This is a genomic window from Burkholderia cepacia GG4 (genome assembly GCF_000292915.1).
Taxonomy (GTDB): Bacteria; Pseudomonadota; Gammaproteobacteria; order Burkholderiales; family Burkholderiaceae; genus Burkholderia; species Burkholderia cepacia_D.
The window spans coordinates 3114174-3134717 of sequence record NC_018513.1 but is presented as its reverse complement, the minus strand read 5'-3'; the positions used below and the strand labels follow the sequence as shown (position 1 = coordinate 3134717).

Below are 20544 nucleotides of genomic sequence, written 5' to 3'. Positions count from 1 at the left end.
GTTTGCGCGTCGTGCGCGGCTACTCCTTGGTCGGGTCGTCGATCCGGCGGCGCGTGATCGCTTCTTTCGCACGGCCGACCCGCTCCATCAGCGCCGGCCCGCGCGACAGGGCGACGCCGACCGCGAGGATGTCGCCGATCGCGAGATGCGACATCCGCGACGTCATCGGCGAGAACACGTCGGTTTCCTCGGCAACGTTCGACGCGAGGCTCACCGTCGCGAGCTTCGCGAGCGGCGAATGGCTCTGCGTGATCGCGACGACCTTCGCGCCGCAGGCGAGCGCGGAGCGTGCGGCATCGACGATGTCGCGCGTGCGGCCGGCGTTCGAGATCGCGACGACGACGTCGTGCGGCCCGAGCAGCGCCGACGACATCGAGAACGTGTGCGGGTCCGAATACGCGACGCTCGGCACGCCGAGCCGGAAGAACTTGTGCTGGATGTCCTGCGCGGCGATGCCCGAGCCGCCGGCGCCGTAGAACTCGATGCGCGACGCGTTCGACAGCAGCGCGATCGCATCGGCGACGCTGCCGGCCGACAGGCTGTTGCGCACCTCGATCAGCGCGCCGATCGTGCGGTCGAACACCTTGCCGATGATGCCGGGCGCGGGCTCGTCGGGCTCGACGTCGCGATACACCGACGAGACGCCCGGCGCGATGCTCTGCGCGAGCCGGATCTTGAATTCGCGAAAGCCGCTGCAGCCGAGCGCCTGGCAGAAGCGCGCGATGGTCGGCTGGCTGACGCCCGCGCGGGTCGACAGCTCGGTCATCGCGAGGTCGAGCACCTCGCGCGGCGCGGCGAGGATGTAGTCGGCGAGCTTGCGCTCGGACGGGCGCAACTCGGCGCGGATCGCTTCAATGCGAGGCAGCATGGGACGGCGGATGAAAATCGGGTTCGGATGAGCGAGTGTATCGCAATCGAATTGTAGAAAATCTACAAGAAAATGCTAGCTTCATGGGTGGCATTTTTCGGAGCTGGCGGCGCGGTTGATTAGGGTTTTCACTAGGTAAAGCCTTGCTGGTGGCGGGAGTAAGGGTTGCACGCAGATCGATCCGCATTGCGTGCGTGTAGTTTTTCTACTAGACTGGCCTCGTTCGTTCGACGCATTCGATCGTCCCCACGATTCCAACCGCCGGTGTCGTCCGGCATACAGGAGCGCCCAGCATGACGTCGCTGCACCCCACTCTGGCGAAAGTCACCGAACGCGTGATCGCCCGCAGCCAATCGACCCGTTCCGCCTATCTGCAGCGCATCGACGGCGCGCAGGGCAAGTTCCCGGCGCGCGGCGCGCTGTCGTGCGCGAACCTCGCGCACGGTTTCGCGGGTCTCGAAGGCAGCGACAAGTTCCAGATCAAGGCGATCCGTGAGCCGAACATCGGCATCGTGTCCTCGTACAACGAGATGCTGTCCGCGCACGCGCCGTACAAGGATTTCCCCGACATCATCAAGGCCGCCGCGCGCGAGAACGGCGGCGTCGCGCAGTTCGCGGGCGGGGTGCCGGCGATGTGCGACGGGGTCACGCAAGGCAACCCCGGGATGGAGCTGTCGCTGTTCTCGCGCGAGGCGATCGCGATGGGCACTGCGATCGCGCTCACGCACAACATGTTCGACGCAGCGCTCTGCCTCGGCATCTGCGACAAGATCGTGCCGGGCCTCCTGATCGGCGCGCTGCAGTTCGGCCATCTGCCGACCATCTTCGTGCCGGCCGGCCCGATGACGAGCGGGCTCTCGAACGACGACAAGGCGAAGATCCGCCAGCAGTTCGCGACCGGCCAGGTCGGGCGCGACGCGCTGCTCGAAGCCGAATCGGCCGCGTATCACGGCCACGGCACCTGCACGTTCTACGGCACCGCGAACAGCAACCAGATGCTGATGGAGCTGATGGGCCTGCACCTGCCGGGTTCGGCGTTCGTCCATCCGCACACGCCGCTGCGCGATGCGCTGACCGCCGAAGCCGCGCGCCGCGTGCTCGACCTGACGGTCGAGCGCGGCCGCTACACGCCGATCGGTCATGTGATCGACGAGAAGGCGATCGTCAACGGCATCGTCGCGCTGCTCGCGACGGGCGGCTCGACCAACCACACGCTGCACCTCGTCGCGATCGCGCGCGCGGCCGGCGTGCTGATCGACTGGAACGATTTCGACGAGCTGTCGGCCGTCGTGCCGCTGCTCGCGAAGATCTACCCGAACGGCAAGGCCGACGTGAACCATTTCCACGCGGCGGGCGGCGTCGCGTTCCTGGTGCGCAACCTGCTCGAAGGCGGGCTGCTGCACGAAGACGTGACGACGGTCGCGGGCAAGGGCCTGTCGCACTATACGAAGGAGCCGAAGCTGATCGACGGCAAGCTGACGTGGGTCGACGGCACGGCCGAGAGCCACGACACGAATGTGCTGCGCGGCATTCGCGACCCGTTCCAGCCGGACGGCGGCCTGCGCCTGATGCAGGGCCGGCTCGGCCGTGGCGTGATCAAGATCTCGGCGGTCGCGCCCGAGCACCGCAAGGTGACGGCCCCCGCGATCGTGTTCGATTCGCAGGAAGCCGTGCAGGAGGCATTCGATCGCGGCGAGCTGAAGCGCGATTTCGTCGCGGTCGTGCGCTTCCAGGGCGCGCGCGCGAACGGGATGCCCGAGCTGCACCGTTTGACGCCGCTGCTCGGCGTGCTGCAGGATCAGGGCTTCCACGTCGCGCTCGTCACCGACGGCCGCATGTCCGGCGCGTCGGGCAAGGTGCCGGCCGTGATCCACGTGTCGCCGGAAGCACTGCTGGCCGGCCCGCTCGGCAAGGTGAAGACGGGCGACACGCTCGTGATCGACGCGGAAGCCGGCGTCCTCGACATCGAGATCGACGCCGCCGAGTGGCACGCGCGCCCGGTCGCGCAGCCGCTGCACCAGGCCGAGAACGAGGTCGGTTTCGGGCGCGAACTGTTCGGCGTGTTCCGCGCGGCCGCGGCACCGGCCGAGCAGGGCGCATCGGTTTTCGGCGCGCTGGTCGGCGAAACGGCCGTCAGCGTCGCTGCATGAATTTCAAGGAGTGTCATCAAATGAAGACGATTGCTGAAATCGTGAAGCTGGGTCCGGTGATTCCGGTGCTCGCATTCGACTCGGTCGAGCAGGGCGAACACGTGTCGCGCGCGTTGCACGCGGGCGGCGTCAAGGTGCTCGAGATCACGCTGCGCACGCCGGCCGGCCTGGAGGCGATCCAGCGCGCGAGCCAGCTCGCGGACGACATCGTCGTCGGCGTCGGCACGATCACGAAGCCCGAGCACTGCGCGCAGGCGAAGCGCGCGGGCGCGAAGTTCGGCGTGTCGCCGGGCCTGACGAAGGACCTGCACCTCGCGTCGCTCGACGCGGACCTGCCGCTGCTGCCAGGCGTGATGACGCCGAGCGACATCATCCAGGCGCTCGAGTTCGGCTACGAAATCGTCAAGTTCTTCCCCGCGCAGCAGGCCGGCGGCGTGCCGATGCTGCAGGCGTTCCACGGTCCGTTCCCGGCGCTGAAGTTCTGCCCGACGGGCGGCATCACGGTCGACACGGCGCCGAATTTCCTGAAACTGCCGAACGTCGTGTGCGTCGGCGGTTCGTGGCTCACGCCAAAGGCCGCGCTCGCCGCGCAGGACTGGGCCGAAGTCACGCGCCTCGCGCAAGCCGCGAGCCAGCTCCCGCGTTAAGGCTTGTATCAAATGGCGGTTTGACCCTCGGAGAGCAAGCGCTTAGTGCTTGTTTTACCGAGGGTTTTTGCTGATGGAACCGGTTCTATCCGTCGACCGTAAAGATAAGTAAAATTCAGCGTCCTCACGGGGTGGGTACCCCCCGTGTTCCGGAGACCTGCATAGCCGGGCATACTCGCAACAACTCGCCCGGTTTCGAACAATCCAAGGAGGAGTGCCACATGGGGGCTGTCCAAGGCAGCATGCTGCTCGTATTCACGCTGATCGCGATTGCCGCGCTGATCCTGATGATCGCGCGCTACAAGATCTACCCGTTCCTGGTGCTGATCATCGTTTCGCTGGGCCTGGGTCTCGTCGTCGGCATGCCGATGGACAAGATCGTCAAGTCGTTCGAAACGGGCACCGGCGGCACGCTCGGCCACATCGCGATCGTCGTCGGCCTCGGCACGATGCTCGGCAAGATGATGGCCGAATCGGGCGGCGCCGAACGGATCGCGACCACGCTGATCGACTGGTTCGGTGAAAAGAACATCCACTGGGCGATGATGTTCGTCGCGATCATCGTCGGCCTGCCGGTGTTCTTCGAAGTCGGCTTCGTGCTGCTGATCCCGATCGCGTTCAACGTCGCGAAGCGCACCGGCAAGTCGCTGCTCGTCGTCGGCCTGCCGATGGTGGCCGGCCTGTCGGTCGTGCACGGGCTGATCCCGCCGCACCCGGCCGCGCTGCTGGCCGTCCAGCAATACGGCGCCGATATCGGCAAGACGATCGCGTTCGGCCTGATCGTCGGCGTGCCGACCGCGATCATCGCCGGTCCGCTGTTCGCGCTGACGATCTCGAAGTTCGTGAAGCTGCCGGACAACAATCCGCTCGCAGCGCAGTTCGTCGATACGCACACGGACGGCCGCAAGCGCGAACTGCCGAGCTTCGGCATCACGCTGTTCACGATCCTGCTGCCCGTCGTGCTGATGCTCGTCGGCAGCTGGGCCGACCTGGTGTTCGCGCCGAAGTCGCTGCCGAACAACCTGCTGCGCTTTGCCGGCAACTCCGACGTCGCGCTGCTGATCGCCGTGCTGGTGAGCTTCTTCACGTTCGGCAAGCTGCAGGGCTTCAACCGCGACCAGATCCAGAAGTTCTGCGGCGAGTGCCTGGCGCCGATCGCCGGCATCACGCTGATCGTCGGCGCGGGCGGCGGCTTCGGCGGCGTCCTGCGCGACAGCGGGATCTCGCAGCAGATCGTCGAGACCGCGAAGCACGCGCACCTGTCGCCGCTGCTGCTCGGCTGGTTCGTCGCGGCGCTGATGCGTCTCGCGACGGGTTCCGCGACGGTCGCGATGACGACGGCCTGCGGCATCGTCGCGCCGATCGCGGCAGCGTCCGGCGCGGCGGTCAGCCCGGAGCTTCTGGTGCTCGCGACGGGCTCGGGCTCGCTGATCTTCTCGCACGTGAACGACGGCGGCTTCTGGCTGATCAAGGAATACTTCGGGATGACGGTCGGTCAGACGTTCAAGACCTGGTCGTTGCTCGAAACCATCATCTCGGTGCTCGGTCTGAGCTTTACACTGCTGCTGAGCCTGGTTTTGTAACAAGGGGTAGTCAATGATTCTGATCGCAATGGGCGTGTCGGGCGCGGGCAAGTCGCGAATCGGCGAAATGCTGGCGGAACGCCTGTCGTGCAGCTATACCGACGGCGACGCGTTTCACAGCGCGGCGAACAAGGAAAAGATGCACCACGGCATTCCGCTGACCGACGACGACCGCTGGCCGTGGCTGGGCACGATCCGCGAGGCCATCGAGGCCAAGCAGCGTGCCGGCGAGACGGCCGTGTTCACGTGCTCGTCGCTGAAGCGGTCGTACCGCGACGTGCTGCGCGGCACCGACACCGACGTGCGGTTCGTGTATCTGAAGGGCTCGTTCGAGGTCTTGCACGAGCGCCTGAAGACCCGCACCGGCCATTTCTTCGATCCGTCGCTGCTGAAAAGCCAGCTCGACACGCTCGAGGAACCGGGCCCGGACGAAGCGATCGTGGTCAGCATCGAGCTGACGCCCGAACAGATCGTCGATGAAGTGATGGTGAAGATCGGCCTCGCGCAGCAGCACTGAGCGCGGTTCGCGGCAATCGTCATGCAGCAGTGAAAAAGGCGCCCCTCGGGGCGCCTTTTTCGTTTGCGGCCCGCAAGCGGTCAGACCGCGCGTGCGTGCTGCGCGATGCCGTCGAGCAGCACGTCGAGCATCGTGTCGTGCACGGCGGCCGGGTCGAGCCGCGCATAGAGCGGGGCGGCCGATTTGACGAGCGGGTGCGCCGTGTCGGACAGCGCGTTCATCTCCGCGAGCTCGACGTCGTTCGCGGGCCGCGTGAGGCCGCCGGCCTCGGCGGCGGCGAGCCCGATCACGCTCGCATACCAGCCGACGCACACGGACGGCAGCGCGGTGCGCGCCACGCCGGCATCGAGCAGCGCACGATGCACGGCCTCGATGTGCGCGAGATCGGCCGGGCCGGTGCTCATATGGCGCTGCAGCAGCGCGAACGCGGCCGGGTGGCGCAGCGCGAGCGCGCGGTACTGGCGCGCGAGATCGCGCAGCCGCTCGCGCCACGGCAGTGAAGGGTCGACCGGCACGAGCGAGCGCGACAGCGCGTTGGCGATCGCGCGGCTCAGCCCGTCCTTCGACTTGAAGTGATACAGCACGCTCATCGGGTCGCAGCCAACCGACTGCGCGAGCTTGCGCACGCTGAACGCGGCTTCGCCGACCTCTTCGAGCAGCGCGAGCGCAGCCGCGACGATCGCGTCCTTGTCGAGGCCGCGCGGGCCCTGGGCGGGTTTGTCTTTCATGGGAGCGGGTACGGCGGCGGGGTGCAATCTTGACGGAAGCGTATTCTACGCTGTAGAATTATTTCTGCGGTGTAGAAATTGGGTGTCCCGGCACCTTTCAATGCGTGCTTTCGCACGGTCCGGGATCCAGGCAGACACGAGCGTGCCTGCCGTCAACACGGGCCATCGCGCCCTTTATCCCGTTGACACCCAAGTGGAACCGGCTGCCCCACCCGCGAAGCCTTATGGCTCTTCGACAGGCGGCCCAAGACCATGCAAGTGCAATCATGACTTCCAATGACAAACCCCTGATCCAGGGCGAATCGCGTTTTGAACAAACGCAACTGAACATCGAAAAGGACAACTGGAACTGGTGCGAGCCGTCCCGCTACGACGGCGAGCGCCCGGCCAACTGGTACGAGGCGTCGTTGTCGCGCCATCAGAACGGCGGGCCGCTCGCGCACGACGCCGTGTGCGACGTGCTGGTGATCGGCGCAGGGCTGCTCGGCGCATCGGCCGCGCTGCATCTCGCGGAAGCGGGCGTCGACACGATCCTCGTCGACAAGCATCACGTCGGCTCGGCGGCGTCGGGTCGCAACGGCGGCCAGCTCACGCCGGGCCTCGCGCGCTGGGAAGCGGCCGACATGATCGACCACCTGGCGCACGCCGACGCGAAGCGGCTGTGGCGCTTCGCGTCGGCCGAGTCGATGGACCTGATCGATGCGATCGGCGCACGTTATGCGCTCGACCTCGACCGCAAGCGCGGCCACGTGACGGCGGCAGTCCACCCGGGCCACATGAGCGCGCTGCTCGACGGCGCGGACGCCCGCCGCCATCTCGGCGACGCCGGCGTGACGCTCGTCGGCCGCCATCAGCTGCACGACGAATACGTGCGCTCGGGGTTGTATCACGGCGCGGCGATCGACGCGATCGGCGGCCAGCTGCATCCGCTCGCACTGGTGCGCGGGCTGGTGCACGGCTTCCGGCTGAACGGCGGCGCGCTCCATGAAGGCACCGAGGTGCTGGCGCTCGAAGAAACGCCCGCCGGCGTCGTCGCGACGACGCCGGGCGGCACGATCACCGCGCGCCGCGGCGTCGTGCTTGCGCTGCACAACACGACGTTCCGGCTGCTCGACGACGGTGCCGCGACCACCGTGCCGTTCTTTACCTACGTGAGCGTGACGGCGCCGCTCGACATCGACGTCGCCACGCTGATGCCGGCCGGCATGCCGGTGTACGACACGCAGTTCCAGATCGACTACTACCGGCCGGTGCGCGGCAACCGCCTGCTGTTCGGCGGGCAGGGCACCGGCACGTGCTGGGCGCAGCACGACGTCAACGCGTATCTGCTGACGCGGCTGAACACGGTGTTTCCGCAGCACGACGGCCGTTTCGCGCTCGACTACTGCTGGAGCGGCGTCAGCGACTTCACGCTGAACGGCGCGACCGACAGCCGCAAGACCGACGGTCGCGTGCCGATGTACATGGTGCAGGGTTGGAGCGGGCACGGCGTCGCGCAGACGGTGCGGATCGGCAAGGCGATCTGCGACGATTTCGTCGGACGCAACGACGATTTCTCGATGCTGACCGGCATCGACCATCGCGAGATTCCGCTCGGCCGGCAGTTGTCGCCGATCGCGATTCCGGCCGCGAAGGCGGCGATGAGCGTGATGAGCGCGTTGAACCCGGGGCGGATGATCTCGTTCTGACCTTCCGGCCGCAGGCGAGCCGCCATTGAAAAAGCCCGATGCGATTGCTCGCATCGGGCTTTTTTTCCGTCCGGCGACGGCGGCGCTTACGCGATCCGCTTCGCCAGTTCGACGGCCTTGCCGATGTACGACGCAGGCGTCATCGCGAGCAGGCGGTCCTTCGCGTCCTGCGGGATCGCCAGCGTGCCGACGAATTCCTGCAGCGCTTCGCGCGTGATGCCCTTGCCGCGCGTGAGTTCCTTCAGCTGCTCGTACGGGTTCTCGATGCCGTAGCGGCGCATCACCGTCTGCACCGGTTCCGCGAGCACTTCCCAGCAGTTGTCGAGATCGTCGTTCAGGCGCTGCGGGTTCACCTCGAGCTTGTCGAGCCCGCGGATCAGCGAGTCGTACGCGAGCAGCGAGTAGCCGAGCGCGACGCCCATGTTGCGCAGCACCGTCGAGTCGGTCAGGTCACGCTGCCAGCGCGACACCGGCAGCTTGTCGGCGAGGTGGCGCAGCGTCGCGTTCGCGAGGCCGAGGTTGCCTTCCGAGTTCTCGAAGTCGATCGGGTTGACCTTGTGCGGCATCGTCGACGAGCCGATCTCGCCGGCCTTCGTCTTCTGCTTGAAGTAGCCGACCGAGATGTAGCCCCACACATCGCGGTCGAGGTCGAGCAGGATCGTGTTCGCGCGCGCGACCGCGTCGAACAGCTCGGCCATGTAGTCGTGCGGCTCGATCTGGATCGTGTACGGGTTGAACGTCAGCTTCAGGCGGGTCTCGATCACGTCGCGCGAGAACGCTTCCCAGTCGAACTCCGGATACGCGGACAGGTGCGCGTTGAAGTTGCCGACCGCGCCGTTCATCTTGCCGAGGATCTCGACCTTCTCGATGCGCGTGATCGCGCGTGCGAGGCGCGCGGCGACGTTCGCGAGTTCCTTGCCGAGCGTCGTCGGGCTGGCCGGCTGGCCGTGCGTGCGCGACAGCATCGGCTGCTCGGCGAGCGCGTGCGACAGCGCGACGAGGCGCTGGTGGACCGTGCGCAGCGCCGGCACGATCACGTGCTCGCGCGCGCCGGCGAGCATCATCCCGTGCGACGTGTTGTTGATGTCTTCGGACGTGCACGCGAAGTGGATGAATTCGCTGGCCTTCTCGAGTTCGGCCTGACCCTTCACCGATTCCTTCAGCCAGTATTCGACCGCCTTCACGTCGTGGTTCGTCACGCGCTCGATTTCCTTGATGCGCGCGGCGTCGTGCGCAGTGAAGCGCTCGGCCAGCTGCAGCAGGAATTGTTCGGACGCATCGGAGAAGCGCGGGACTTCCGCGAAGCCGGCGCGCGACAGCGCGATCAGCCAGTGCACCTCGACGGTGACGCGGTGGCGCATGAAGGCGGCTTCGGAGAGCCAGTCGCGCAGCGCTTCGGTCTTGCTGGCGTAGCGGCCATCGATGGGCGAGAGCGCGGTGAGGGCGAAAAGCGTATCGGGACGAGTGTCGGACATGATCGGGCGGGGCCTTGGGGCCGGGGCGAACGAGGGGGAGGAGAATCCGGCATTTTACCATTGGCGCGGGTCGATCCCGGCCGAACCGGTCCGGCCGCCGCTGCTGCGGGGGAATGGCGGGAAAACGGTGGGAAAACGGCGCCCTGACGGCACCCAGGCGGTCTGCTGACGGGCGGCCAGCGCCGCCTTGCTGCGCCTCGCGCGCCGCCGGCGGCCCGCCCCGCCCACCGGTAGAATGCAGGCTTCTTCCCGACCCGCCGCCCGCCGCGCCCGCCTGCATGGAACTCAAATGGCTCGAAGACTTCGTCTCGCTCGCGGAAACGCGCAGCTTTAGCCGCTCCGCCGAGCTGCGGCACGTGTCGCAGCCGGCGTTCTCGCGGCGCATCCAGGCGCTCGAGGCATGGCTCGCGACCGAACTGATCGATCGTTCGGTCTATCCGACGCGGCTCACGCAGGCCGGCCAGATCTTCTACGAGCAGGCGCTGACGATGCTGTCGCAGGCGCACGAGGCGCGCACGCTGCTGCGCGGCCACGTCGGCGCGCCGGTGCCGACGATCGAGTTCGCGGTGCCGCACACGCTGTCGCTCACCTATTTCCCGCGCTGGTTGCAGCGGATCGAGGCGAAGATGGGGCAGGTCCACACGCGGCTGCGCGCGCTCAACGTGCACGACGCCGTGCTGTCGCTCGTCGAGGGCGGCTGCGATCTCGTGATGGGCTATCACCACCCGAGCCACCCGGTCGCGCTCGATCCGGCCCGCTACGACATGCTGGTCCTCGGCAGCGAGCCGATCAGCGCATTCTCGGCGCCCGGCCGCGCGGGCCGGCCGCGCTACACGCTGCCGGGCACGGCCGATGCGCGCGTGCCGTACCTGTCGTATACGCCGAACGCGTATCTAGGCCGGATGACGGAAGTCATCGTTGCGAACGCACCGACGTCGCTGTTCCTCGATCGCGTCTATGAAACCGACATGGCCGAAGGGCTGAAGGCGATGGCGCTCGCGGGCCACGGCATCGCGTTCCTGCCGCACAGCGCGGTCGAGGATGCGGTTGCGAGCGGCCGCCTGATCCGGCTCGACCGTTCCGCGCGCGGCGGCACGCATCCGTTCACGCTGACGATGGAGATCCGGCTGTACTGCGACAAGCTCGCGCTGCAGGGCGACGATCCGCGCCAGAAGCTCGTGCGCGCGCTGTGGGACGTGGTGCGCGACGAACTGCGCGACACCACCGGTTAACCGTGGGCGGTTAACCGGATCGAGCGCGGACCGTTCGGGCGCGACCGGCTGACGGCGAGCTTGCGCCGCCTGTCGGACGCCTGTCCGGCGGGCGTCCGGCGACTATCCCCGACGATTTTTCACGCACGCGATGCACGACCGATCGCGGGCGTTCTTGCGTAAATCGACCGCGGATTTGCGAAAAATCCCGATCATGCAAGAAACGCATAATCGAATAAGCAAACGGCATTGGATAAAAAAAACGGGTTTTTCGACAATGTGCGCAATCCGTTGAACGTTGGAGCATCCATGTCTTCGCAACTGCAGTCCATCCCGTCCTACCTGCACGCCGACGATCTCGGCCCGTGGGGCAACTACCTTCAGCAGGTCGATCGCGTCGCACCGTACCTCGGTTCGCTGTCGCGCTGGCTCGAAACGCTGAAGCGCCCGAAGCGCATCCTGATCGTCGACTGCCCCATCGAGCTCGACAACGGCACCGTCGCGCACTTCGAAGGCTATCGCGTGCAGCACAACGTGTCGCGCGGCCCGGGCAAGGGCGGCGTGCGCTACCACCAGGACGTGACGCTGTCGGAAGTGATGGCACTGTCCGCATGGATGTCGGTGAAGAACGCAGCCGTGAACGTGCCGTACGGCGGTGCGAAGGGCGGCATCCGCGTCGACCCGCGCAAGCTGTCGCGCGGTGAGCTCGAGCGCGTGACGCGTCGCTACACCAGCGAAATCGGCATCATCATCGGGCCGAACACCGACATTCCGGCACCGGACGTCAACACCAACGAACAGGTGATGGCGTGGATGATGGACACGTACTCGATGAACCAGGGCCAGACGTCGACCGGCGTCGTGACCGGCAAGCCGATCGCGCTCGGCGGTTCGCTCGGCCGCAAGGAAGCGACGGGTCGCGGCGTGTTCGTCGTCGGCTCCGAAGCGGCGAAGAAGAAGGGCCTGGAAATCGAAGGCGCGCGCATCGCGGTGCAGGGCTTCGGCAACGTCGGCGGCATCGCGGCGAAGCTGTTCCAGGAAGCAGGTGCGAAGGTGATCGCGGTGCAGGATCACACGGGCACGATTTACCAGCCGGCCGGCCTCGATTCGAACAAGCTGCTCGACCACGTGGCACGCACCGGCGGCGTCGCGGGCTTCGAAGGCGCTGAACCGATGCCGAACGACGAGTTCTGGACGGTCGAGACCGACATCCTGATCCCGGCGGCACTGGAAAACCAGATCACCGAGAAGAACGCAGCGAAGATCCGCACGAAGATCATCGTCGAAGGCGCGAACGGCCCGACGACGACGGCGGCCGACGACATCCTGAGCGCGAACGGCGTGCTCGTGATCCCCGACGTGATCGCGAACGCGGGCGGCGTGACCGTGTCGTACTTCGAATGGGTGCAGGACTTCTCGAGCTTCTTCTGGACGGAAGACGAGATCAACCACCGTCTCGAGCGCGTGATGCGCGAAGCGTTCGCCGGCGTGTGGGCGGTCGCGGAAGAGCACAAGGTGTCGGTGCGCACGGCGGCGTTCATCGTCGCGTGCAAGCGCATCCTGATGGCGCGCGAAATGCGCGGCCTGTACCCCTGATCGGTCATTGCCGATCGTCGATCGGTTGACTACGATCAAAGCATGACGCAATCCACCCGATTGTGTGCATGAACCCGCGCGGGCGGTGCCGGATTCGGCACCGCCCGCGCGCGCATTCAGGTGCCGCACGGGGTGCCCGAAGCCGGGAGGACGGCTTCGCACAGGGCGATTCGTAGTGCGGTAAACAACCGGTTCTTTCAAAAACATTACTTTGATACACTGGCGCGGGTTTTAGCCAAGGAGATGACCAAAATGAAATTCCACAAGGCAGTCCTGATGGTCGCGGCGCTGTGCGCATTCGCAAGCGGCGCGCATGCTCAGGAGAACGGCACGCTGAAGAAGATCAAGGACACGGGCGTGATCGCGCTGGGCCATCGCGAATCGTCGATCCCGTTCTCCTACTATGACCAGAGCCAGCAGGTCGTCGGCTATTCGCGCGAATTCCAGATGAAGGTCGTGGACGCGGTGAAGAAGAAGCTGAACCTGCCGAACCTGCAGGTCAAGAACATCCCGGTCACGTCGCAGAACCGCATCCCGCTCGTGCAGAACGGCACGGTCGACATCGAGTGCGGCTCGACGACCAACAACGCCGAGCGTCAGCAGCAGGCTGCCTTCTCCGACACGATCTTCGTGATCGGCACGCGCCTGATGACAAAGAAGGATTCGGGCGTCAAGGACTTCGCCGACCTGAAGGGCAAGACGGTCGTGACCACCGCCGGCACGACGTCGGAGCGCCTGCTGCGCAAGATGAACAACGAGAAGCAGCTGGGCATGAACATCATCAGCGCGAAGGATCACGGCGACTCGTTCAATACGCTGGAATCGGGCCGCGCGGTCGCGTTCATGATGGATGACGCGCTGCTCGCGGGCGAGCGCGCGAAGGCGAAGCAGCCGGGCGAGTGGGTGATCGTCGGCACGCCGCAATCGGAAGAGGCTTACGGCTGCATGATGCGCAAGGGCGACGGCGACTTCAAGAAGGTCGTCGACGATGCAATCTCGCAAGTCGAGAAGTCGGGCGAAGCCGCGAAGATCTACGCGAAGTGGTTCGAGAACCCGATCCCGCCGAAGGGGCTGAACCTGAACTTCCCGCTGTCCGATTCGATGAAGAAGCTGTACGCGAACCCGAACGACAAGGCGCTCGACTGACCACGCGGTCGTTGATGCAGAAATGACGCTACTGAAACGGAAGAGGCCACGCTTCTTCCGTTTCTTTTTGCTGGAGTCTTGCCCATGTCTTACCACTGGAACTGGGGCATCTTCCTGAGCCCCGTCTCGACCGGCGAGCCGACGACTTACTTCGGATGGCTGATGTCCGGCTTCTGGGTGACGCTCGAGGTGTCGCTCGTCGCCTGGGTCATCGCGCTGATCGTCGGCTCGCTGTTCGGCGTGCTGCGCACGGTGCCGAACCAATGGCTCTCCGCGCTCGGCACCGTGTACGTGTCGATCTTCCGGAACATCCCGCTGATCGTGCAGTTTTTCGTCTGGTACCTCGTCGTGCCCGAGTTGCTGCCCGCAGCGATCGGTACCTGGATCAAGCAGTTGCCGCCCGGCACGCAGTTCTTCACCGCGTCGATCATCTGTCTCGGCCTGTTCACCGGCGCGCGCGTGTGCGAACAGGTGCGCGCCGGGATCAACGCGCTGCCGAAGGGGCAGCGCGCGGCCGGCCTCGCGATGGGCTTCACGCAATGGCAGACGTACCGCTACGTGCTGCTGCCGGTTGCGTACCGGATCATCGTGCCGCCGCTCACGTCCGAGTTCCTGAACATCTTCAAGAACTCGGCGGTGGCGTCGACGATCGGCCTGCTCGACCTGTCCGCGCAGGCGCGCCAGCTCGTCGACTACACCGCGCAGACCTACGAGTCGTTCATCGCGGTCACGCTCGCGTACGTGATCATCAACCTCGTCGTGATGGCGTTCATGCGCTGGATCGAAGGCCGCACGCGGCTGCCCGGCTACATCGGAGGCAAGTGATGCATCAGTTCGACTGGAGTAGTATTCCCGGCGCGATACCGACGCTGTGGACGGGTGCGATCGTCACGTTCAAGATCACGCTGATCGCGATCGTCGTCGGCATCGTCTGGGGCACGCTGCTGGCGCTGCTGCGGCTGTCCGGCGTGAAGCCGCTCGCGTGGTTCGCGAAAGCGTACGTGACGGTGTTCCGCTCGATCCCGCTCGTGATGGTGCTGCTGTGGTTCTTCCTGATCGTGCCGCAGGTGCTGCAGGGCGTGCTCGGGCTGTCGCCGACGATCGACATCCGGCTTGCCTCGGCGATGGTCGCGTTCTCGCTGTTCGAAGCCGCGTATTATTCCGAGATCATCCGCGCCGGCATCCAGGCGGTGCCGCGCGGGCAGGTGAACGCCGCGTTCGCGCTCGGCATGAACTACGCGCAGGCGATGCGCCTCGTGATCCTGCCGCAGGCATTCCGCGCGATGGTGCCGCTGCTGCTCACGCAGGCGATCGTCCTGTTCCAGGATACGTCGCTCGTATACGTGATCAGTCTCGCGGACTTCTTCCGCACGGCCGCCAACGTCGGCGATCGCGACGGCACGACCGTCGAGATGGTCCTGTTCGCGGGTGCATGCTATTTCGTGATTTGCTCGGTGGCGTCTGCCCTCGTCAAAGGTCTCCAGAAAAAGGTCACAAGATGATTTCCATCAAGAACGTTTCGAAGTGGTACGGCCAGTTTCAGGTCCTCGCCGATTGCACGACCGAGGTGAAGAAAGGCGAGGTGGTCGTCGTGTGCGGCCCGTCGGGCTCGGGCAAGTCGACGCTGATCAAGACCGTGAACGGCCTCGAGCCGTTCCAGCAGGGCGAGATCCTCGTCAACGGCCAGTCGGTCGGCGACAAGAAGACGAACCTGTCGAAGCTGCGCTCGAAGGTCGGGATGGTGTTCCAGCATTTCGAGTTGTTTCCGCACCTGTCGATCACCGAGAACCTGACGCTCGCGCAGATCAAGGTGCTCGGCCGCGGCAAGGACGAGGCGGCGGAGAAGGGCATGAAGCTGCTCGATCGCGTCGGCCTGAAGGCGCATGCGCACAAGTTTCCGGGCCAGCTGTCGGGCGGCCAGCAGCAGCGGGTCGCGATCGCGCGCGCGTTGTCGATGGACCCGATCGCGATGCTGTTCGACGAACCGACGTCCGCGCTCGATCCGGAGATGATCAACGAAGTGCTCGACGTGATGGTCGAACTCGCGCAGGAAGGGATGACGATGATGGTCGTCACGCACGAAATGGGCTTCGCGAAGAAGGTCGCCCATCGCGTGATCTTCATGGACAAGGGCGCGATCGTCGAGGACGACCGCAAGGACGATTTCTTCTCGAATCCGAAGTCGGATCGCGCGAAGGACTTCCTCGCGAAGATCCTGCACTGAGCGTTCGTGCAGCGCCTGCGCTGCATGCACGCTGATGAATAAACCGCCTGGTTGAACACCGGGCGGTTTTTTTTCGCCGGCTGCCCGTCGCCCGCTGCCCGTCGCCCGCTGCGCCGCCGATGGTGGGCGGGGCGACCGGGTCGCCGGGGGCCGTCGGGTCGAGCTGGGAACGCAGGTACCAGCCGTTCGCACGACGCCGGATGCAGCGCACGGCGATCGGGCGCGACCGTCAACGGTTCCGTCGTGTGGCGACGGGAAAAGGAGCGGGGAAGGGCGCGAGCGCGCGGGGCTCAGAAATCGATCGGGTCGTCGGCGTCGTCCGCGGCGCCGGCCGCAAGCGCCTCGCGACGCGCACCGCAGGGCGCGGACGCCGATGCGTCGAGCGCCGGGTTGCGCAGCTTCTCGAGCACGCGTTCGGGCACCGGAATCTGCATCCGCGCGGCGACGTCGCCGCACTGGAACATGATCAGCTCGCCCGGTTCGAACGAAGTCCAGACCTCGTTGTCGGTGAGCGGCTGCGTGGCGATCACCGCGACGCGGTCCTCGGGCGTCGTGTATTTCGCGAAGTCGATCGACAGGTCTTCATCGACCAGATGCGCGGTCGAGAACGGCCAGCGCCGCACGAGGTAGTGCAGCCGCGTCGAGCAGTGCGCGAAGAGCGCCTGGCCGTTCGACATCAGGAAGTTGAACACGCCGTGATCGGTGATGCCGCGCGTCAGCTCGCCGACGCGCTCGAACAGCTCCGGCAACGGCGGCTGCGCGCCGGGGAACGCTTCGCGCAGCCCCTGCATCAGCACGCAGAACGCCTTCTCGCTGTCGGTCGTGCCGACCGGGTGGTAGACGCTGCCGTCGAGGTCGGGTTCGTAGTCCTGCAGATCGCCGTTATGCGCGAAGATCCAGTGCCGCCCCCACAGCTCGCGCATGAACGGGTGGCTGTTCTCGAGCAGGATGTGACCCTGCGTGGCCTTGCGGATGTGCGCGATCGTGTTCTTGGACTTGATCGGGTAGCGCTTCACCATTTCGGCGATCGGCGACGTGGCCGAGGCCTGCTGGTCGATGAACAGGCGGCAGGCCTTGTCCTCGAAGAACGCGATCCCCCAGCCGTCGGCATGGTGATCCGTGAGGCCGCCCCGGGCCGCGAAACCTGTGAAGGAGAATGTGACGTCCGTCGGCGCGGCGCAGTTCATTCCTAGCAGTTGGCACATTTTACTTGGGGCGGGAGGCTGAAGCAGGGTAACGAACCGGGTGAACCCCGGTACAATGCGGGTTCTAGCATATCACCGAGCCTTGAGCGGTAAAAAGCGGATTCCGCTGACCGAAGGCCTCGTGTTGCGGTTTGCCGTCATTCGGCCCGCGCACGCGTGTTCCGGCCCCGTCGATCCCGCCGATTTCGCCGCTGACCAGCCCGTTCCTCACGACGCCTCCTATGACTGCCTCGAACGCTTCCTCTCCGGCGACGCTCACGCTCGCCCGTCCCGACGACCTGCACCTGCACCTGCGCGACGGCGACATGCTGGCCGCCGTGCTGCCGCACACCGCGCGCCAGTTCGCCCGCGCGATCGTCATGCCGAACCTGAAGCCGCCGGTGACGACCACTGCGCACGCGCAGGCCTATCGCGAGCGGATCCTCGCCGCGCTGCCGGCCGGGATGACGTTCGAGCCGCTGATGACGCTGTACCTGACCGACAACACGTCGCCTGACGAGATCCGTCGCGCGCGCGACAGCGGCTTCGTGCACGGCGTGAAGCTGTATCCGGCCGGCGCGACCACGAACTCCGACCACGGCGTCAGCGATCTCGCGAAGTGCGCGAAGACGCTCGAGACGATGCAGGAAACCGGCATGCCGCTGCTCGTGCACGGCGAGGCGACTGATCCGTCGATCGACGTGTTCGATCGCGAGAAGGTGTTCATCGACCGCGTGATGACGCCGCTGCGCCGCGATTTCCCGGGCCTGAAGGTCGTGTTCGAGCACATCACGACGAAGGACGCGGCCGACTACGTGCGCGACGCCGACGCGGCGCCGGGCCTGCTCGGCGCGACGATCACCCCGCAGCACCTGCTGTACAGCCGCAACGCGCTGTTCGTCGGCGGGATTCGCCCGCATTACTACTGCCTGCCCGTGCTGAAGCGCGAAACGCACCGTGTCGCGCTCGTCGAGGCCGCGACGTCGGGCAACCCGCGCTTCTTCCTCGGTACCGACAGCGCGCCGCACGCGCGCGACGCGAAGGAAACCGCGTGTGGCTGCGCGGGCTGCTACACGGCGCTGCACGCGCTCGAGCTGTATGCGGAGGCGTTCGACCAGGCCGGCGCGCTCGACAAGCTGGAAAATTTCGCGAGCCGCTTCGGCGCCGATTTCTACGGGCTGCCGCACAGCACCGAGACGGTCACGCTGCGCCGCGAGACATGGGAACTGCCGCGCGAGGTCTTCGCGGGCGATACGCCGGTCGTGCCGCTGCGCGCCGGCGAGACGATCGGCTGGAAGTTCGCGTGACCGGCACGCCGCCGCGCGCGGCCGGCCAGACGGCCGGCGGCGGTGCGGCGGCGTTCGCGCGGATCGACTGGTCCGCGCCGTGGCTCGCGCATTACGCCGAGCTGGGTCGCACGCTGCAGGCGGCCGCGCTCGCGGGCGAGGCCGCGCTGCTCGATGCATTGAACGGCGCGCTGCGCGACGGCGCTCGCGTCAGCGGCCGCGGCCGGCCCTTGCGCTTCGTGCCGCAGGCCGAGCTGCCGCCCGGCGTCGCGTACGAAACCCATATCGCTGACACCGGCGGCGTCCCGACCCGCCACAATCTCCACGACTTCTTCAATGCGCTCGTCTGGTTCGCGTATCCGCGCACCAAGGCCGCGCTGAACGCACGCCAGGCCGCGGCGATCGACGCAGCGGGCGGCGTCGGGCCGGTGCGCGGCACGCTGCGCGATGCGCTCACGCTGTTCGACGAGAACGCCGCGCTCGTCGTGACGGCCGACCGCGCGCTCGCCGACGCGCTGCGCGGCTTTGACTGGCAGCAACTGCTGGTGGCGGCGCGCGCCGCATGGGGCGTGCGCTGCGAGGCGCGGCTCGTCGGCCATGCGCTGCTCGAGAAGCTGGTCGTGCCTTACAAATCCTGCACCGCGCATACGTGGATCGTCGACGTGAGCGACGACTATTTCACGTGGCCCGACGCGCAGCGGGCCGCGCACGTCGATGCATGGATTGCCGGCGCAATTGCGACCCGCGACCTGACGAGCCGCGATTTCTCGCCGCTCCCGGTGCTCGGCGTGCCGGGCTGGTGCGACGCGAACGTCGCCCCTGCGTTCTACGACGATCCGGCCGTTTTTCGCAGCGGCCGCCGCTCGCGCACTGCCCGCGACGGCGCGCAGTGCTAGAATGCGCGTCGCAAAGCAGGCTAGGCAGTCGCGGCCTCGCCGCCTTCGGGCAGGCGGGGGCGAGGAAAGTCCGGACTCCACAGGGCAGGGTGATGGCTAACGGCCATCCGTGGCGACACGCGGAACAGGGCAACAGAAAGCAAACCGCCGATGGCCCGGCGCAAGCCGGGATCAGGTAAGGGTGAAACGGTGCGGTAAGAGCGCACCGCGGCGACGGCGACGTTCGCCGGCACGGTAACCTCCACCCGGAGCAATTCCAAGTAGGCAGGCGCGCATTTTCGGATGCAGGACGGGGCCCCCGTCTCGTCTGCGGGTAGGAAGCTTGAGCGCGTCAGCAATGGCGCGCCTAGAGGAATGGCTGCCACGCGTTGCGCGCTTCGGCGTGCGGCGTGCACAGAATCCGGCTTATCGGCCTGCTTTGCGATTCGAATGCGAAAGGGCCGGCGCTCCGTGAGGAGCGCCGGCCCTTTTTTCATCTCGGCCCGCCGCGGGTTCAGACCGCGACGATGTCGAACGAATGCGTGAGTTCGGCCGTCTTCGCGATCATGATCGACGCGGAGCAATACTTGTCGTGCGACAGGTTGATCGCGCGCTCGACCGTGGCCGGGTTCAGGTTGTGGCCCGTGACGGTGAAGTGGAAGTGAACCTTGGTGAACACCTTCGGATCCTCGCTCGCGCGTTCGGCCTTCAGCGTGACCGAGCAGCCGGTGACTTCCTGGCGGCTCTTCTTCAGGATCAGCACGACGTCATACGCGGTGCAGCCGCCGGTGCCGACCAGCACCATTTCCATCGGGCGCGGTGCGAGGTTGTGGCCGCCGCCTTCCGGCGCGCCGTCCATCGCGACGAGATGCCCGCTTCCGGTCTGGGCCGAAAACGCCATGCCGTCCTGACCCATCCAGCTTACTTTGCATTCCATGCTTGCACTCCAGCGTTGCCTGATTCGGATTCGATCCGGCATTGTAGCCCGCTGCGCAACGGTCGGCTGATGCGCTGCAGGACGGGACGCGCCGCGCCGGCGTGTGCGGCGCCCGGCGGGGCGCCGAGCGCCGATTTCCCTGCCGTCCTTAGGGGTTTTACTCTAGATGTAGCGGGTTTCCAGCCGTGGCCATCTCTCTCAATTATTTGATTTCAAAGAGAAAAGAGATTTCTCCTGCGCCGTTCGCGAAATTTCGCATTATGGTTATCGATTTCGCAATGCAAATTTTCTTGTGAAGTCAGCGACGCGTTCGTATAATGAGCCTCATTGGTTGTCGCGCTGCGGCAACCTCCGCATGTCTCCTCCACCCTCCTCCAAAGGTGGATTAAGCCCGAACCAGCCGTTCGGGCTTTTTTTCGTCCCATGCAA

At 66.3% G+C, this 20544-nt stretch carries 18 protein-coding genes and 1 other RNA gene; 14 read left to right on the top strand and 5 right to left on the bottom strand.

Annotation, left to right across the window (positions count from 1 at the left end):
• Nucleotides 1-19 precede the first annotated feature (19 nt).
• Nucleotides 20-868 carry a MurR/RpiR family transcriptional regulator gene (locus GEM_RS14230; protein WP_014898090.1) on the bottom strand — a complete coding sequence of 283 codons (849 nt, stop codon included), beginning with the start codon at nt 866-868 and terminating at the stop codon, nt 20-22.
• A gap of 293 nt (nt 869-1161) precedes the next feature.
• Here GEM_RS14230 and edd point away from each other — a divergent pair, with 293 nt between their 5' ends.
• The 4 genes from edd to GEM_RS14210 all read left to right on the top strand — a co-directional run bounded on the left by edd (nt 1162) and on the right by GEM_RS14210 (nt 5765).
• A complete protein-coding gene (gene edd, locus GEM_RS14225) occupies nt 1162-3018 on the top strand; it encodes a phosphogluconate dehydratase (RefSeq protein WP_014898089.1) in 1857 nt (618 codons plus the stop codon).
• 20 nt (nt 3019-3038) lie between these two features.
• Nucleotides 3039-3665 carry a bifunctional 4-hydroxy-2-oxoglutarate aldolase/2-dehydro-3-deoxy-phosphogluconate aldolase gene (gene eda / locus GEM_RS14220; RefSeq protein WP_014898088.1) on the top strand — a complete coding sequence of 209 codons (627 nt, stop codon included), beginning with the start codon at nt 3039-3041 and terminating at the stop codon, nt 3663-3665.
• Nucleotides 3666-3886: 221 nt separating this feature from the next.
• The gene (locus tag GEM_RS14215; RefSeq protein ID WP_014898087.1) at nt 3887-5248 is read left to right on the top strand and encodes a GntP family permease; all 1362 of its coding nucleotides are present in this window, start codon (nt 3887-3889) and stop codon (nt 5246-5248) included.
• A gap of 13 nt (nt 5249-5261) precedes the next feature.
• Nucleotides 5262-5765, top strand: a complete 504-nt coding sequence (locus tag GEM_RS14210; RefSeq protein WP_014898086.1) for a gluconokinase — start codon at nt 5262-5264, stop codon at nt 5763-5765.
• An 80-nt stretch (nt 5766-5845) separates the two neighbouring features.
• Here GEM_RS14210 and GEM_RS14205 read toward each other — a convergent pair whose 3' ends face one another.
• Nucleotides 5846-6493, bottom strand: coding sequence for a TetR/AcrR family transcriptional regulator (locus GEM_RS14205; protein WP_014898085.1), 648 nt, complete (start codon nt 6491-6493; stop codon nt 5846-5848).
• 266 nt (nt 6494-6759) lie between these two features.
• Here GEM_RS14205 and GEM_RS14200 point away from each other — a divergent pair, with 266 nt between their 5' ends.
• Entirely contained in the window at nt 6760-8181 is a 1422-nt protein-coding gene (locus GEM_RS14200) for an NAD(P)/FAD-dependent oxidoreductase (RefSeq protein ID WP_014898084.1), read from the top strand.
• Between the two features lie 86 nt (nt 8182-8267).
• On the opposite strand, the gene purB is transcribed toward GEM_RS14200, so the two are convergent.
• Nucleotides 8268-9656 carry an adenylosuccinate lyase gene (gene purB, locus GEM_RS14195; RefSeq protein ID WP_014898083.1) on the bottom strand — a complete coding sequence of 463 codons (1389 nt, stop codon included), beginning with the start codon at nt 9654-9656 and terminating at the stop codon, nt 8268-8270.
• Between the two features lie 278 nt (nt 9657-9934).
• On the opposite strand from purB, the gene GEM_RS14190 reads away from it, so the two are divergent.
• The 6 genes from GEM_RS14190 (at nt 9935) to GEM_RS14165 (ending at nt 15833) form a co-directional block, all read left to right on the top strand.
• A complete protein-coding gene (locus GEM_RS14190; protein WP_014898082.1) occupies nt 9935-10888 on the top strand; it encodes a LysR substrate-binding domain-containing protein in 954 nt (317 codons plus the stop codon).
• A 288-nt stretch (nt 10889-11176) separates the two neighbouring features.
• Nucleotides 11177-12463, top strand: coding sequence for a Glu/Leu/Phe/Val family dehydrogenase (locus tag GEM_RS14185; RefSeq protein ID WP_014898081.1), 1287 nt, complete (start codon nt 11177-11179; stop codon nt 12461-12463).
• A gap of 252 nt (nt 12464-12715) precedes the next feature.
• Nucleotides 12716-13609 (top strand): glutamate/aspartate ABC transporter substrate-binding protein, encoded by an 894-nt coding sequence (locus tag GEM_RS14180; protein WP_014898080.1) that lies wholly within the window; start codon nt 12716-12718, stop codon nt 13607-13609.
• Nucleotides 13610-13693: 84 nt separating this feature from the next.
• Nucleotides 13694-14434, top strand: a complete 741-nt coding sequence (locus GEM_RS14175; RefSeq protein ID WP_014898079.1) for an amino acid ABC transporter permease — start codon at nt 13694-13696, stop codon at nt 14432-14434.
• Entirely contained in the window at nt 14434-15111 is a 678-nt protein-coding gene (gltK, locus tag GEM_RS14170) for a glutamate/aspartate ABC transporter permease GltK (protein WP_014898078.1), read from the top strand. The genes GEM_RS14175 and gltK overlap by 1 nt, the downstream gene beginning before the upstream one ends.
• A complete protein-coding gene (locus GEM_RS14165; protein ID WP_014898077.1) occupies nt 15108-15833 on the top strand; it encodes an amino acid ABC transporter ATP-binding protein in 726 nt (241 codons plus the stop codon). The genes gltK and GEM_RS14165 overlap by 4 nt, the downstream gene beginning before the upstream one ends.
• A gap of 290 nt (nt 15834-16123) precedes the next feature.
• Here the strand turns inward: GEM_RS14165 and GEM_RS14160 are convergent, their stop codons facing one another.
• Nucleotides 16124-17038 carry a class II glutamine amidotransferase gene (locus tag GEM_RS14160; RefSeq protein WP_041490554.1) on the bottom strand — a complete coding sequence of 305 codons (915 nt, stop codon included), beginning with the start codon at nt 17036-17038 and terminating at the stop codon, nt 16124-16126.
• Nucleotides 17039-17259: 221 nt separating this feature from the next.
• Here GEM_RS14160 and pyrC point away from each other — a divergent pair, with 221 nt between their 5' ends.
• From pyrC to rnpB, 3 genes are all read left to right on the top strand, one after another.
• Nucleotides 17260-18324, top strand: a complete 1065-nt coding sequence (gene pyrC / locus GEM_RS14155) for a dihydroorotase (RefSeq protein WP_014898075.1) — start codon at nt 17260-17262, stop codon at nt 18322-18324.
• Nucleotides 18321-19199 (top strand): DUF3025 domain-containing protein, encoded by an 879-nt coding sequence (locus GEM_RS14150; RefSeq protein ID WP_014898074.1) that lies wholly within the window; start codon nt 18321-18323, stop codon nt 19197-19199. Before pyrC ends, GEM_RS14150 begins: the two co-directional genes overlap by 4 nt.
• A gap of 12 nt (nt 19200-19211) precedes the next feature.
• An RNA gene (gene rnpB / locus GEM_RS29210) (RNase P RNA component class A) lies at nt 19212-19623 on the top strand.
• 69 nt (nt 19624-19692) lie between these two features.
• Here rnpB and GEM_RS14145 read toward each other — a convergent pair.
• A complete protein-coding gene (locus GEM_RS14145; RefSeq protein ID WP_080599404.1) occupies nt 19693-20157 on the bottom strand; it encodes an OsmC family protein in 465 nt (154 codons plus the stop codon).
• Nucleotides 20158-20544: the final 387 nt, after the last annotated feature.

What these genes read in the sequence shown, in the direction of transcription:
- GEM_RS14205 (WP_014898085.1), bottom strand. Translation starts at nt 6,493, where the DNA reads ATGAAAGACAAACCCGCCCAGGGCCCGCGCGGCCTCGACAAGGACGCG.
- purB (WP_014898083.1), bottom strand. Translation starts at nt 9,656, where the DNA reads ATGTCCGACACTCGTCCCGATACGCTTTTCGCCCTCACCGCGCTCTCG.
- GEM_RS14185 (WP_014898081.1), top strand. Translation starts at nt 11,177, where the DNA reads ATGTCTTCGCAACTGCAGTCCATCCCGTCCTACCTGCACGCCGACGAT.
- GEM_RS14160 (WP_041490554.1), bottom strand. Translation starts at nt 17,038, where the DNA reads ATGTGCCAACTGCTAGGAATGAACTGCGCCGCGCCGACGGACGTCACA.
- GEM_RS14215 (WP_014898087.1), top strand. Translation starts at nt 3,887, where the DNA reads ATGGGGGCTGTCCAAGGCAGCATGCTGCTCGTATTCACGCTGATCGCG.
- pyrC (WP_014898075.1), top strand. Translation starts at nt 17,260, where the DNA reads ATGACTGCCTCGAACGCTTCCTCTCCGGCGACGCTCACGCTCGCCCGT.
- GEM_RS14145 (WP_080599404.1), bottom strand. Translation starts at nt 20,157, where the DNA reads ATGCCGGATCGAATCCGAATCAGGCAACGCTGGAGTGCAAGCATGGAA.
- GEM_RS14190 (WP_014898082.1), top strand. Translation starts at nt 9,935, where the DNA reads ATGGAACTCAAATGGCTCGAAGACTTCGTCTCGCTCGCGGAAACGCGC.
- GEM_RS14175 (WP_014898079.1), top strand. Translation starts at nt 13,694, where the DNA reads ATGTCTTACCACTGGAACTGGGGCATCTTCCTGAGCCCCGTCTCGACC.
- GEM_RS14210 (WP_014898086.1), top strand. Translation starts at nt 5,262, where the DNA reads ATGATTCTGATCGCAATGGGCGTGTCGGGCGCGGGCAAGTCGCGAATC.
- GEM_RS14165 (WP_014898077.1), top strand. Translation starts at nt 15,108, where the DNA reads ATGATTTCCATCAAGAACGTTTCGAAGTGGTACGGCCAGTTTCAGGTC.
- eda (WP_014898088.1), top strand. Translation starts at nt 3,039, where the DNA reads ATGAAGACGATTGCTGAAATCGTGAAGCTGGGTCCGGTGATTCCGGTG.
- GEM_RS14230 (WP_014898090.1), bottom strand. Translation starts at nt 868, where the DNA reads ATGCTGCCTCGCATTGAAGCGATCCGCGCCGAGTTGCGCCCGTCCGAG.
- gltK (WP_014898078.1), top strand. Translation starts at nt 14,434, where the DNA reads ATGCATCAGTTCGACTGGAGTAGTATTCCCGGCGCGATACCGACGCTG.
- GEM_RS14200 (WP_014898084.1), top strand. Translation starts at nt 6,760, where the DNA reads ATGACTTCCAATGACAAACCCCTGATCCAGGGCGAATCGCGTTTTGAA.
- edd (WP_014898089.1), top strand. Translation starts at nt 1,162, where the DNA reads ATGACGTCGCTGCACCCCACTCTGGCGAAAGTCACCGAACGCGTGATC.
- GEM_RS14180 (WP_014898080.1), top strand. Translation starts at nt 12,716, where the DNA reads ATGAAATTCCACAAGGCAGTCCTGATGGTCGCGGCGCTGTGCGCATTC.